The sequence below is a fragment of the Polaribacter sp. genome (genome assembly GCF_965660385.1).
Classification (GTDB): Bacteria; Bacteroidota; Bacteroidia; order Flavobacteriales; family Flavobacteriaceae; genus Polaribacter.
The window spans coordinates 37,960-50,258 of the sequence record NZ_CBFHZT010000002.1; the positions used below are offsets into that span (position 1 = coordinate 37,960).

The following is a 12,299-nucleotide window of genomic DNA, read 5'->3' on the forward strand; positions in this document are numbered from 1 at the left end:
TATATCAACTAATTTTTATTTACGCCTTACTAACATGCAAGAAAACGGAGAATTTGTATTAATTGTTTCTACTATACTCATTCTAATTATTGTAATCTCGTTGATAATTTTATTTACAGTATTTCAAAAAAAGAAAAATTCTTTGGTAGAAAAACAGAAAGAAGATCAAAAACGTTTTGAAAAAGAAATTGCAGAAACTCAAATAGAAATTCGCGAAGAAACATTACGAAATATTAGTTGGGAGCTACATGATAATATCGGACAGTTATTAACATTGGCAAAAATTCAACTACAGAGTGCAACAAAAGAGAATATAAAAGAAGTATCTAATACCATCACCAAAGGGTTAACAGAAGTAAGAGCTTTGTCTAAATTAATTAACCCTGAAGCCATGAGTATTATTGGTTTAAAAGATGCTATTCAGTTAGAAATTGATCGTTTTAACAGATTAAATTTTATTGATGCAACCTTAGAGATTTCTGGTGAAGAGATTGATATCGATCAAAAATCAAGTATAATTATCTTTAGAATTTTACAAGAATTTTTTTCGAATACCATAAAACACTCTAGGGCTAATCAACTAAAGGTGAGTTTAGTTTATAGTAATTCCGATTTGGTAATTATTGCAAAAGATAATGGAATTGGTTTCTCATCAAAAGAAAAGAAAGATGGCATTGGTTTAATCAATATAAAAAATAGAGCAAAATTAATTGGTGCAGCAGTTAAATTTATATCAGAAGAAAATAAAGGAACTGCAATAGAAATAAAATATAAATTATGAATGAATTTTCTGTAATTGTAGTAGATGACCATGTTTTACTATCTCAAGCCATACAAACTATGGTGAATACTTTTACCAAGTTTAAGGTTTTATACACCTGTAAAAATGGTCAAGAAGTAATTGATAAATTTTCGGCATCACCAGTAAACATCCCAAATGTAGTTTTAATGGATATTAATATGCCCATTATGAATGGTATAGAAACTACTGAGTGGATTTCTAAAAATCACCCAAACGTACATGTTATGGCCTTATCTGTTGAAGATGACGATTCCACAGTTTTAAAAATGCTAACGGCTGGGGCTGTTGGTTATTTATTAAAGGATACAGAAAAAAAGGTTTTAGAAATGGCACTATCTGAAATAGTTGAAAACGGATTTTATCATACTAAAAATGTAACCAATTTATTAATGAATTCTTTATCTGGTCATGTTGATGAAGGTATAGTATTAAAAGAAAAAGAGATAACGTTTTTAAAATTGGCCTGCACAGAATTAACCTATAAGGAAGTTGCAGATATAATGTGTTTGAGCCCTAAAACCATAGATGGATATAGAAATAATTTATTTGTAAAATTAAATGTAAAAAATAGAGTAGGATTGGTAATGTATGCTATTAAAAATAAGATATACACTCCATAAAAATATTGTAAATTTGCATTATGGAAGAAACAAATAGGCAAAGAAAAATTGCATCTGTATTGCAAAAAGATTTGGTAGATGTGCTGCAAAAAGCGGCTCAAGATGGTATGAAAGGAGTGTTGATTTCAGTATCTAAAGTTCATGTAACTTCAGATTTGGGTGTTGCAAAAGTATATTTAAGCATTTTTCCTTCAGAAAAAAGAGACGAAATTGTAAAAGGTGTACAATCAAATACAGTTTTAATTCGTCACGAAATGGCAAAAAGAACTAAAAATCAATTGCGTAGAATGCCAGAATTATTATTTTTTGGTGATGATACTTTAGATTATTTAGAAGAAATTGATAAGTCTTTAAATGGTGAAGATGAAAACCCAATCAAAAACCCAGAAGTTTTACCAAGACGTAAAAAGCTATAAATTCAACTTATCTACTTGAATTTTTCTCTATACATAGCCAAAAGATATTTATTTACAAAAACAAGTAATAACGCTATAAACATTATTACAATTATAGCTTCTTTCGGAGTTATTGTTGGGGCATTAGCACTTTTCATTATACTTTCTGGCTTTTCTGGTTTACGTACCTTTAGTTATAGTCTTTTAGACGCTTCAGATCCTGATATTAAAATTACTTCAGCAAAAGGGAAATCTTTTTTGCTTACTGATGACATTGCACAGGTTTTAGAAAACAATGCAGCAATACAAGCAAGTTCAAAGATTATAGAGGAACGTGTTTTTTTAGAACACAATGACAAGAATGAAATTGCATATGTAAAGGGTGTTCAAGATAATTATGTCAATATTATTCCAATAGATTCTTCTTTAGCAATTGGCTCTTGGTTAGATAAAAATTACTTAAATACTGCTGTTGTAGGCAGAGCAATTGCTATAAAACTTTCACTAGGAATTAGAAGTTTTGGAGATCCTTTATCAATTATGGTGCCTAGAGGAGGTATAGGTTTTATAAACCAAAATAATGCTTTTTATAAAACTGATGTTCAAATTGTGGGTTTATATTCAGGTACCGAAGATTTTGAAAGTAAGTATGTATTTTTAAACTTAGAAGAAGCTAGAAACTTATTGCGCTTTAAAGAAAATCAAATAACAGGTTTAGAATTAAGATTAACAAATGCTTTGGCAGCTGATGAAGTTGCCAAGGATTTACAAGAAATTTTAGGAGATACGTTTAAAGTACAAACCAAAGCCCAACTGAACGAAGTTTTTTACAAGGTGATAAATACAGAAAATGTAGTTTCCTATTTAATATTTACCCTAATTGTAATTATTGCTTTATTCAATGTAATTGGTACTATTATCATGATGATAATTGATAAAAAACACAATCTAAAAACCTTATTTAACTTAGGAACATCAGTAAAAGACATAAAGCGAATATTTGTTTTTCAAGGTTTTTTGCTTACCTTTTTTGGAATGTTAATAGGTTTAACATTGGGGATTATTTTGGTTTTTTTACAGCAACAGTTCAGCCTATTTATGATTACAGAAAGCTTGCCATATCCAGTAGAATTTAAACTAATCAATTTGTTAATTGTGGTGTTTACAATAACAACATTAGGCTTTATAGCTTCTAAAATTGCTAGTAGTAGAATTAATAAAGGTTTTATAGAAAAGTAATTTCTTAAACAATTATTTGTTGATAAAAAAAAGAGCTACAACCTTATGAATTGTAGCTCTTTTTTGATGAAAACATATTTTATTATAAATAAGGCTTTAAAACACCTTTTCTCTTTTTTAACTGTTTTTCTAAATCGCTAATAGTATGTTTTACAGCTAACTCAAAGTTTTTTTCGTTTGTAGATGCAAAAATTCGAGGTCCAGCAATACTCAATTCCATTTCACAAATTCTACCTAATTTTTTAGGAGAATGTTCTTTTTTAAAAAAAACATTGGTGTGTATTATGGATTCATATTTTCTAGTCAAGTTTTCTAATTTATGAATCGTATAAGCCTCTAAAGTTTCACTAGTTGGTATGCCAACAAATTGAATATCGTATGTCATAATTCTTGAATTTAAAATTACATACTTAAAAGTAGTGTATATTCAATAATTGATATATGATATTTATCAATCTTTAAAAATGATGCCTAAATTTTGCAGAATTATTATCGAGCATCAGGTATCAAAGTATTTCCAAATTTGTTTTCCACTTCATCAAAAGCACTAAAAACATCAGCAGGATCATCAGAAGTAACCATTTTTAATCGGTATTCTTTAAAATGTGGTATGCCTTTAAAATAATTGGTATAATGCCTTCTGGTTTCTACAACGCCTAAATGTTCGCCTTTCCAATCAATAGCCATTTGTAAATGTCTTCTTGCAATTTGGGTTCTTTCTGCTATTGTTGGTTTGGCTAAATGTTCGCCAGTTTCAAAAAAGTGTTTTACTTCATTAAAAAACCAAGGATAGCCAATTGCAGCTCTACCAATCATTGCACCATCTAAACCGTACTTATCGCGCATTTCCATAGCTCTTTCAGGTGATGTAACATCTCCATTACCAAAAACTGGAATGTGCATTCTTTGGTTATTTTTTACATCAGCAATAGGTTTCCAATCTGCATTACCTTTGTACATTTGCGCACGAGTTCTACCATGAATGGATATGGCTTTACAACCCACATCTTGCAGACGTTCTGCAACTTCAACAATTCTTATAGAGTCATGATCCCAACCTAAACGAGTTTTGACAGTAATGGGTAAATTGGTATGTTTTACCATAGCTTCTGTAAGTGTAACCATTAAATCGATATCTTTTAAAATTCCAGCTCCAGCACCTTTAGAAACTACTTTTTTTACAGGGCAACCAAAGTTAATGTCAATAATATCTGGATTCGATTTTTCTACAATTTCTACCGTTTTTAGCATTGAATCTAAATTCGCACCAAAAATCTGAATTCCAACTGGCCTTTCCTTTTCGTAAATATCTAGTTTGATAACACTTTTTGCGGCATCACGTATTAAACCTTCAGACGAAATGAACTCTGTATACACAACATCAGCGCCATTTTCTTTACACAATGCTCTAAATGGTGGATCTGAAACATCTTCCATGGGTGCTAATAAAAGTGGGAAATCGCCTAATTCTATGTTGTCTATTTTTGCCATAGTGCAAATTTAATTCTTTATTTTTATAATTTTTAGCAATTCTTAACAATGCCAAATTTCTTTCATATTGATTTAGAACTTTAAGACTTAAAAAATAATTAAGTGTTTTGTTGGCTGTTTCATATTTTTCCAGTCTACTTTGGGCAATTCCTAAATTAACGTATGCTTTTACTTCATCTCTTGTGCCTTTAATTATACCACTTGCTTCTACAGCTTTCTTACCATAAAATTCAGATTTACTTTTATCAGTTACCATATACATAATACAAAGGTTATTGTATAATGATGATACCAGTTTTGGGTGCTTTTTTTCGGCAATCTCTATAGCTTTAAAATATAGTTGAGAAGCTGTTGCGTAGTCATTTTTTACTTCTTCAAAATAAATTCCTTTAATTTCAAGATTTAAAACTTCTCCGATAGAAGAGTTGTTCGCTTTGGAATATTCAATTCCTTTATTTGCATAATACAAAGTACTATCACTCTGAATTTCATATTTATCCCAGGCTTTTTGAGAGAATAAATTAGCTATAGAGTCATGAGTAATATCAATCTTATCTTGACTTTGAGATAGGAAACAAATAAAAAAAAGAACAAATAATAAATTATATTTCATGAAATTTAGCATAAATATCAATAAAAATATATTGTTATAATTTAATTGATAATCTTTCTAAAAATATCAATTAATATTCATTTCTAAAAACAAGATGTATAAGTGGTCGTAAAATGCGTGTAAATGGCTAAAAATTAATCTCTTTTTCAACTTTAGTATCGCCTCTTTTTACAACTACTTTACTTTTATCTCCTTTTTCAAAAACAGATAAAGCACGCATATAACTCATCATATTTGTTACTGTACTATCTCCTAATTTTATGACAATATCACCCTTTTGAAGTCCAGCCTTTTGTGCAGGTTTGTCTTCGGATACACCATCAATTCGCATTCCTTCACCATCGAATAAATAATCAGGAATTACACCCATACCCACTTTAAAACGAGGTGTACTTTCGCTTTCATTTTTAGTGGTTCTAAATGCTAGTTTTCCATTATCATCCAAATCAGAAATAATATTAAAAATATAATCAGAAATTAAATACATGCCATCATAATTCAATTTTTCTGAATCATCTCCAGGTTTGTGATAATCTTCATGTTGTCCTGTAAAAAAATGCAATACAGGAATATCCGCTAAATAAAAACTAGTATGATCACTTGGCCCAACTCCAGATTCTTGCTGAATCAATTTAAAATTATCATTATGAGATTTTAAAACTTGTTTAAATATTGGTGAAGTTCCTGTGCCATAAACCGCTAGAGAAGAGTCTTTTTTCATTCGGCCAACCATATCCATGTTAATCATATACGATACTTTTTTAGTATCAATAGTTGGGTTTTTTACAAAATAATTAGAACCTAGAAGCCCCATTTCTTCGCCAGAAAAAGCCATAAATAAATAATTATTATTCGTGTTTTTTTCTTTTAATTTTGCTACCAAATTTAATAAAACAGCAACCCCAGAAGCATTGTCATCTGCACCATTATGAATCGCTTTTATAGAATCTCTATACAAAGAACCTTCACCACCATAACCTAAATGATCGTAATGTGCACCAATAATTATGGTGTTTTCTGCTTTGTTATCTAAAAAACCGATTACGTTATTTCCTGTTATAGTTCCATCTCCATTTACATCAAACTTCACTTCGTCATGCGGATTGGTTTTTGGTTTAAACGTAAAATGTTGCAGGTATCCTTCAGTTCCTTTTTTAGATAAACCTAGTTCTTCAAATCTTTTGGTGATGTAATTTGCAGCCTTTTTTTCACCTTCAGTTCCTGTTTGTCTTCCTTCTAAATCGTCTGAAGCCAAAAAAGTAACATCTTCTGTGATACGATTTTCTTGATTTATTGCTGTTGTACAAGAATATAAAACTGCTAAAAAGAGAATTAAAATGCTATTTTTCATAAGGATTAATTATTTTTGCGAAGTTAAATAATAAAAAATAAAATGAGAATTCTTTCTGTACTGCTTTTAGTATTTCTAATGCTATCTTGTAAAAATGAAAAAAAACAATCTGAAATTAAAGTTTCAGAAAAAACTGAAGTAAAAGATTCCTTAATTTATCCTGAAGAAAAACATTTTAAGAGTTTACGTCAAGTAACTTTTGGTGGAGATAATGCAGAAGCATATTGGAGTTTTGATGATAAGCAATTGGTATTTCAATCCAACTACAAAAATTGGAATGTTAGTTGCGATCAGATGTTTTTAATGAATGCTGATGAAAATTTTAAAGACAAAATGCCACCTATGATTTCTACAGGAAAAGGGCGTACAACTTGTGCGTATTTTTTACCTGATAATAAACATATTATTTATGCCTCTACACATTTAGTTGATGAAAATTGTCCAGAAGTTCCACTGCGTAAAAACGGAAAATACATCTGGCCAGTTTATGATAGTTTCGACATTTTTGTGGCAGATTTAGAAGGCAATATTGTAAAACAATTAACCAACGAAAAAGGGTATGATGCAGAACCAACAGTATCACCAAAAGGCGATAAAATTGTTTTTACTTCGACTAGAAGTGGCGATTTAGAATTATACACTATGAATATTGATGGTTCTGATGTAAAACAAATTACTGACGAATTAGGTTATGATGGTGGAGCATTTTTCTCTCCAGATGGAACAAAAATTATCTTTCGTTCTTCGAGACCAAAAACTAAAGAAGAAATTAAAGCCTACAAAGATTTATTGGCAGAAGGTTTGGTAGAGCCAACAGAAATGGAACTTTACATCTGTAATGCAGATGGTTCTGAATTACGTCAATTAACAGATTTAGGAAACGCGAATTGGAGTCCGTTTTTTCATCCATCAGGAAATAAGATTTTATTTTCCTCTAATTTTGAGGCAGAAAGAGGTTTTCCTTTCAATTTATACTTAATCGATATTGATGGTAAAAATTTAGAGAGAGTAACTCATGGAGAAACGTTTGATGCATTTCCAGTATTTTCAAACGATGGTAAAAAGTTAGCTTTTTCATCTAATAGAAATAATGGAGGTGGTAGAGATACCAACTTGTTTATTGCAGAATGGCAGGATTAATTTCATTTCTTAAAAGTGAATATGACTAACGATAGTCATTTCGAGCGCAGTCGAGAAATCTAATTGATGCTAAATAGGAATTATGCCTTGGACAAAAGAAAAAATAATTATCAATATAGAGAGTTTAATGAAAAGTAAATTCTCTAGTCCAAGAGAAGCTTTTGATTATTTTGATGCGGATAAAGATGGGAATTTAACAAAACATGATTTGAAACAGATCTTAAAAGAAGCAAAAGTCAACATTTTAATTAGGGGTGTAGTTGCAGATTTTATGCTGCAAAGCTTTGATGAAAATAAAGATGGTTTGGTAAGTTGGCACGAATTTCAAGCCGCAATTAAAACGACAAATATTAAATAAATTTTCATTTTTAAAGCATATTTAAATTTTAAAAACAGTTTTTATGGGAGCAAAAGAAAATATTTTAAAAGATATTCACATTTTAATTACAACCAAATTTGAATCGCCAGAAGCAGCATTTTTAGCTTTTGATAAAGACAAAGACGGATCTTTAAACAAAGATGAAATTAAAGATTTGTTAAAAGAAGTTGGTGTAAATAGCTTTTTAAGAGGTTTAGTTGCAGGAGAAATGATTAAAGGTTATGATAAATCTGGTGATGAAACGATAAACTACCAAGAATTTAAAGTGGCTATTGCAGAGTTGAATAAAGATTATTAAACTTAGCTAAAATTTTTATAAAAGCACAATGTTTTCATTGTGTTTTTTTTATTTGACAAGGTGTGTAAATAGCATATCTTTGTCAGTTGAAAGTAGTTAGAAAACGAAGTATGAAGAACATTAGAAACTTTTGCATTATCGCACATATAGATCATGGTAAAAGTACATTAGCAGATAGATTGTTAGATTATACAGGCTCTGTAACTGAACGTGAAAAACAAAATCAGTTATTAGATAATATGGATTTGGAGCGCGAACGTGGAATTACCATAAAAAGCCACGCAATTCAAATGGATTACATACATAATGGAGAACCCTTTATCTTAAATTTAATTGACACTCCTGGTCACGTAGATTTTTCTTACGAAGTTTCACGTTCAATTGCAGCCTGTGAAGGTGCTTTGTTAATTGTAGATGCTGCACAAAGCATACAAGCTCAAACTATTTCTAACTTATACTTGGCTTTAGAGAACGATTTAGAAATTATTCCGGTTTTAAATAAAGTAGATTTACCATCAGCAAATCCAGAAGAAGTTACAGACGATATTGTAGATTTATTGGGCTGTGACCCAGAAGAGGTAATTCACGCAAGTGGAAAAACTGGTTTTGGTGTAGATAATATTTTAAATGCTATTATTGATAGAATTCCTGCTCCAAAAGGTGACCCAGAAGCACCATTACAAGCCTTAATTTTTGATTCTGTGTACAATTCTTACAGAGGAATTGAAACCTATTTTAGAGTATTAAATGGGGAAATCAAAAAAGGTCAAGAGATAAAATTCATGGCAACTGGTAAAAATTATTTTGCAGATGAAGTAGGTACATTAAAACTAACTCAAGTTGTAAAAAAAGCTGTAAAAACAGGTGATGTTGGCTATTTAATTACTGGGATTAAAACTGCAAAAGAAGTAAAAGTTGGTGATACCATTACAGATGCTCTTAACCCAACTACAGAAAGAATTGATGGTTTTGAAGACGTGAAACCAATGGTGTTTGCAGGTATTTATCCTGTAGATACCGAAGATTATGAAGAGTTGCGTTATTCTATGGAAAAATTGCAATTAAACGATGCTTCTTTAGTATTTCAACCAGAAAGTTCTGCTGCATTAGGATTCGGATTTCGATGCGGTTTCTTAGGGATGTTACATATGGAAATTATTCAAGAGCGTTTAGAGCGTGAGTTTAATATGACCGTAATTACTACTGTACCTAACGTTTCGTATCATGCCTACACCAAGAAAAATCCAGAAGAAATTGTCATGTTAAACAATCCTTCTGATTTACCTGATCCATCAAAATTAGATAGGGTAGAAGAGCCTTTTATCAAAGCATCTATCATTACAAAGTCAGATTTTGTTGGGCAAGTAATGAGTTTGTGTATCGAAAAAAGAGGGCAAATTGTAAATCAGACCTATTTAACAACTCAAAGAGTGGAGTTAATTTTCGAAATGCCTTTGGCAGAAATTGTATTCGACTTTTACGATCGATTAAAAACAGTTTCTAAAGGTTATGCTTCTTTTGATTATCATCCAATTGGTATGAAAGAATCGAAGTTAGTAAGGGTAGATATCTTATTAAATGGGCAACCTGTAGATGCACTTTCTGCACTTTTACATGCAGATAACGCCTATTCCATTGGTAAAAAAATTGTTGAGAAATTAAAGACTTTAATTCCTCGTCAACAATTTGATATTCCTATTCAAGCTGCAATTGGTGCAAAAATTATAGCTAGAGAAACTACCAAAGCTTTGCGTAAAGATGTAACTGCAAAATGTTATGGAGGTGATATTTCTCGTAAACGTAAATTATTAGAAAAGCAGAAAAAAGGTAAGAAAAGAATGCGTCAAGTTGGTAATGTAGAAATTCCACAAGAAGCATTTATGGCGGTTTTAAAGTTGAATGATTAGCGTTAGATTTTTTGATTTTTAGAACCAAGATAAATTAAATAAACCAAGACCTTTTTGAGAAATCAAAGAGTTTTTTTTTATTTGAAGCTAATTCCAGCTTTTCGCACTCGCTTCCCGATGAAAAATCGGGAGAGCTCAAACAATTGCTACAATCTGGGCTAAACTTGTTTGAGATTGGTTGCAAACCGAAAAAATTTTTAACAAATTAAAATGTGTAAAGTTTAAATGTTTTAAAGACCTTCAAAGTTTATATAAACATTTAACTCTCTAACCACTTTCTAAAATCCGATGTTGTAGAAGAACTCGTCATTACTTTTTCTTTGTGATTTTTAATGCTAATTAAAAGCCTGTTTTTAAAATGACTTTCAATTTTTTCGATAAAATCAATATTCACAATTTCGCTTCTATTGATTTTAAAAAACTTTTTAGGATTCAATTGTTGATGAATGCTTCCTAAGTTTTGTGAAATAGTATGTCGTTTTCCAGACCCATCATTTGCTAAACAGAAATCTCCAGATGCAGAAATCAAAGCAATATCTAAAGCGTTTAATAACTGAATTCCTGAAGCTTTTTTAATAACAAATCGCTTTTTGTAAGTGTTGTGTTCTTGTTGTAAGGCAGTTTTTAAAACATCAATTGTGGCATTATCTAAAGGGTTATAATCGCCTTTTTTAAATAACGATTGATATTTTAAAATCGCTTTATTGAAATCATCTTGGGAGTATGGTTTTAAGATGTATGCAATTCCGTTTGTATTAAAAGCCTGAAACAAATATTCATCATGAGCAGAACAAAAAATAATTGGAGCATCTATTTGCATGGTGTTAAATAAATCGAAAGATAAGCCATCTAACAATTGAATGTCTGATAAAATAAAATCATAAGAATTTTCATTCAATAGCTGCTTTCCATCGGTTATAGAGCGTGCCCAGTCTTGCGATATTTTTACATCAAAAAAAGTATCTAAACACTTGGTTAATTTTTGATATGCAGGTATTTCATCTTCTAAAATTAATATTTTCATTTTATAATTTATTTATACAACAAGTGCTTACAATAACAAAATTCAAAAAACTTAAGACAAATTTAAGCTAAAGCAACAAGATAACTAAAAAACTGAAATCTGACAATTTCGTCTTTTAAAACCCCAAACTCTTCGTAAATTTGTAGATTATGGATAAGTATTTAGAAATTATAAAAAATTCATATTCCAATTACTGGAACTACATCAAACAGTCGATTTTGATGGAACTTAATTGGGAAAATTATTTCTATGGATTAATCATCATTTCTGCAATAGTTTGGGGGTTAGAAGCCCTGTTTCCATGGCGCAAAAATCAATCTCTTTTTCGTAAAGATTTTTGGTTAGATACGTTTTACATGTTCTTTAACTTTTTTTTATTGAATTTAATCGTTTTGATGGCGTTGTCTAATTCAGCAGCAGTTTTATTCGATGATATTTTAGGGTTAATAGGTTTGTCAATTACAAATTTTCAATTGTTAGAAATTAATACATTACCATTTTTTGCAAGAATATTCATCTTTTTTATTGTGGTTGATTTTGTTCAATGGTGGACACACAGATTATTACATCGAGTTGAGTTTCTCTGGAATTTTCACAAAGTACATCACTCTGTAAAACAAATGGGTTTTGCTGCACATTTGCGCTATCATTGGATGGAACCTGTGGTTTACAATTCGTTACGATATATTCCTTTAGCCATAATTGGCGGTTTTTCTGCACAAGATGTAGCTTTTGTACATTTTTTTAATATTACCATTGGTCATTTAAATCATGCTAATATTAATTGGGATTATGGTTGGCTTAAGTATGTTTTTAACAATCCTAAAATGCATATTTGGCATCATTCTAAAGAATTGCCAGAAGGACGAAAATATGGCGTTAATTTTGGTTTGACTTTAAGTGTTTGGGACTATATTTTTAAAACCAATTATATACCACATTCTGGCAGAGATATTGAATTAGGTTTTGAGGGTGATGAAGATTTTCCTAAAGGATTTATTCAGCAAGAAATGTATCCTTTGAGTAAAAAAGGTTAAACT

At 30.3% G+C, this 12,299-nt stretch carries 14 protein-coding genes; 9 read left to right on the plus strand and 5 right to left on the minus strand.

Annotation, left to right across the window (positions count from 1 at the left end):
- The first annotated feature begins 34 nt into the window (after positions 1-34).
- The 4 genes from ACTG3V_RS01035 to ACTG3V_RS01050 are packed head-to-tail and all read left to right on the plus strand — an operon-like array spanning position 35 to position 3,056.
- Positions 35-781: a sensor histidine kinase gene (locus tag ACTG3V_RS01035; RefSeq protein WP_439130265.1), complete on the plus strand. Its 747-nt coding sequence runs from the start codon at positions 35-37 to the stop codon at positions 779-781.
- Entirely contained in the window at positions 778-1,422 is a 645-nt protein-coding gene (locus ACTG3V_RS01040) for a response regulator transcription factor (protein ID WP_439130266.1), read from the plus strand. Before ACTG3V_RS01035 ends, ACTG3V_RS01040 begins: the two co-directional genes overlap by 4 nt.
- A gap of 20 nt (positions 1,423-1,442) precedes the next feature.
- Positions 1,443-1,838 (plus strand): 30S ribosome-binding factor RbfA, encoded by a 396-nt coding sequence (gene rbfA, locus ACTG3V_RS01045; RefSeq protein WP_439130267.1) that lies wholly within the window; start codon positions 1,443-1,445, stop codon positions 1,836-1,838.
- A 15-nt stretch (positions 1,839-1,853) separates the two neighbouring features.
- Positions 1,854-3,056 carry an ABC transporter permease gene (locus ACTG3V_RS01050; RefSeq protein ID WP_439130268.1) on the plus strand — a complete coding sequence of 401 codons (1,203 nt, stop codon included), beginning with the start codon at positions 1,854-1,856 and terminating at the stop codon, positions 3,054-3,056.
- 82 nt (positions 3,057-3,138) lie between these two features.
- On the opposite strand, the gene ACTG3V_RS01055 is transcribed toward ACTG3V_RS01050, so the two are convergent.
- The 4 genes from ACTG3V_RS01055 to ACTG3V_RS01070 form a co-directional block, all read right to left on the minus strand.
- The gene (locus ACTG3V_RS01055; protein WP_439130269.1) at positions 3,139-3,441 is read right to left on the minus strand and encodes an HPF/RaiA family ribosome-associated protein; all 303 of its coding nucleotides are present in this window, start codon (positions 3,439-3,441) and stop codon (positions 3,139-3,141) included.
- A gap of 104 nt (positions 3,442-3,545) precedes the next feature.
- The gene (gene dusB, locus ACTG3V_RS01060) at positions 3,546-4,547 is read right to left on the minus strand and encodes a tRNA dihydrouridine synthase DusB (RefSeq protein WP_439130270.1); all 1,002 of its coding nucleotides are present in this window, start codon (positions 4,545-4,547) and stop codon (positions 3,546-3,548) included.
- The gene (locus ACTG3V_RS01065) at positions 4,465-5,160 is read right to left on the minus strand and encodes a hypothetical protein (RefSeq protein ID WP_439130271.1); all 696 of its coding nucleotides are present in this window, start codon (positions 5,158-5,160) and stop codon (positions 4,465-4,467) included. The genes dusB and ACTG3V_RS01065 overlap by 83 nt, the downstream gene beginning before the upstream one ends.
- Positions 5,161-5,287: 127 nt before the next feature.
- Positions 5,288-6,511, minus strand: coding sequence for a M28 family peptidase (locus ACTG3V_RS01070; RefSeq protein ID WP_439130272.1), 1,224 nt, complete (start codon positions 6,509-6,511; stop codon positions 5,288-5,290).
- Between the two features lie 42 nt (positions 6,512-6,553).
- On the opposite strand from ACTG3V_RS01070, the gene ACTG3V_RS01075 reads away from it, so the two are divergent.
- From ACTG3V_RS01075 to lepA, 4 genes are all read left to right on the plus strand, one after another.
- Complete coding sequence (locus ACTG3V_RS01075) at positions 6,554-7,651, plus strand: TolB family protein (protein WP_439130273.1); 1,098 nt, start codon at positions 6,554-6,556, stop codon at positions 7,649-7,651.
- Between the two features lie 82 nt (positions 7,652-7,733).
- Positions 7,734-8,009 (plus strand): EF-hand domain-containing protein, encoded by a 276-nt coding sequence (locus tag ACTG3V_RS01080; RefSeq protein WP_439130274.1) that lies wholly within the window; start codon positions 7,734-7,736, stop codon positions 8,007-8,009.
- A 43-nt stretch (positions 8,010-8,052) separates the two neighbouring features.
- The gene (locus tag ACTG3V_RS01085; protein WP_439130275.1) at positions 8,053-8,328 is read left to right on the plus strand and encodes an EF-hand domain-containing protein; all 276 of its coding nucleotides are present in this window, start codon (positions 8,053-8,055) and stop codon (positions 8,326-8,328) included.
- 110 nt (positions 8,329-8,438) lie between these two features.
- The gene (gene lepA, locus ACTG3V_RS01090) at positions 8,439-10,235 is read left to right on the plus strand and encodes a translation elongation factor 4 (RefSeq protein ID WP_439130276.1); all 1,797 of its coding nucleotides are present in this window, start codon (positions 8,439-8,441) and stop codon (positions 10,233-10,235) included.
- Between the two features lie 259 nt (positions 10,236-10,494).
- Here the strand turns inward: lepA and ACTG3V_RS01095 are convergent, their stop codons facing one another.
- Positions 10,495-11,259, minus strand: coding sequence for a LytR/AlgR family response regulator transcription factor (locus tag ACTG3V_RS01095; protein WP_439130277.1), 765 nt, complete (start codon positions 11,257-11,259; stop codon positions 10,495-10,497).
- 149 nt (positions 11,260-11,408) lie between these two features.
- Between ACTG3V_RS01095 and ACTG3V_RS01100 the strand changes: the two genes are divergently transcribed.
- Positions 11,409-12,296 (plus strand): sterol desaturase family protein, encoded by an 888-nt coding sequence (locus ACTG3V_RS01100; RefSeq protein WP_439130278.1) that lies wholly within the window; start codon positions 11,409-11,411, stop codon positions 12,294-12,296.
- Positions 12,297-12,299: the final 3 nt, after the last annotated feature.

What these genes read in the sequence shown, in the direction of transcription:
- ACTG3V_RS01035 (WP_439130265.1), top strand. Translation starts at nt 35, where the DNA reads ATGCAAGAAAACGGAGAATTTGTATTAATTGTTTCTACTATACTCATT.
- ACTG3V_RS01040 (WP_439130266.1), top strand. Translation starts at nt 778, where the DNA reads ATGAATGAATTTTCTGTAATTGTAGTAGATGACCATGTTTTACTATCT.
- rbfA (WP_439130267.1), top strand. Translation starts at nt 1,443, where the DNA reads ATGGAAGAAACAAATAGGCAAAGAAAAATTGCATCTGTATTGCAAAAA.
- ACTG3V_RS01055 (WP_439130269.1), bottom strand. Translation starts at nt 3,441, where the DNA reads ATGACATACGATATTCAATTTGTTGGCATACCAACTAGTGAAACTTTA.
- dusB (WP_439130270.1), bottom strand. Translation starts at nt 4,547, where the DNA reads ATGGCAAAAATAGACAACATAGAATTAGGCGATTTCCCACTTTTATTA.
- ACTG3V_RS01065 (WP_439130271.1), bottom strand. Translation starts at nt 5,160, where the DNA reads ATGAAATATAATTTATTATTTGTTCTTTTTTTTATTTGTTTCCTATCT.
- ACTG3V_RS01070 (WP_439130272.1), bottom strand. Translation starts at nt 6,511, where the DNA reads ATGAAAAATAGCATTTTAATTCTCTTTTTAGCAGTTTTATATTCTTGT.
- ACTG3V_RS01075 (WP_439130273.1), top strand. Translation starts at nt 6,554, where the DNA reads ATGAGAATTCTTTCTGTACTGCTTTTAGTATTTCTAATGCTATCTTGT.
- ACTG3V_RS01080 (WP_439130274.1), top strand. Translation starts at nt 7,734, where the DNA reads ATGCCTTGGACAAAAGAAAAAATAATTATCAATATAGAGAGTTTAATG.
- ACTG3V_RS01085 (WP_439130275.1), top strand. Translation starts at nt 8,053, where the DNA reads ATGGGAGCAAAAGAAAATATTTTAAAAGATATTCACATTTTAATTACA.
- lepA (WP_439130276.1), top strand. Translation starts at nt 8,439, where the DNA reads ATGAAGAACATTAGAAACTTTTGCATTATCGCACATATAGATCATGGT.
- ACTG3V_RS01095 (WP_439130277.1), bottom strand. Translation starts at nt 11,259, where the DNA reads ATGAAAATATTAATTTTAGAAGATGAAATACCTGCATATCAAAAATTA.
- ACTG3V_RS01100 (WP_439130278.1), top strand. Translation starts at nt 11,409, where the DNA reads ATGGATAAGTATTTAGAAATTATAAAAAATTCATATTCCAATTACTGG.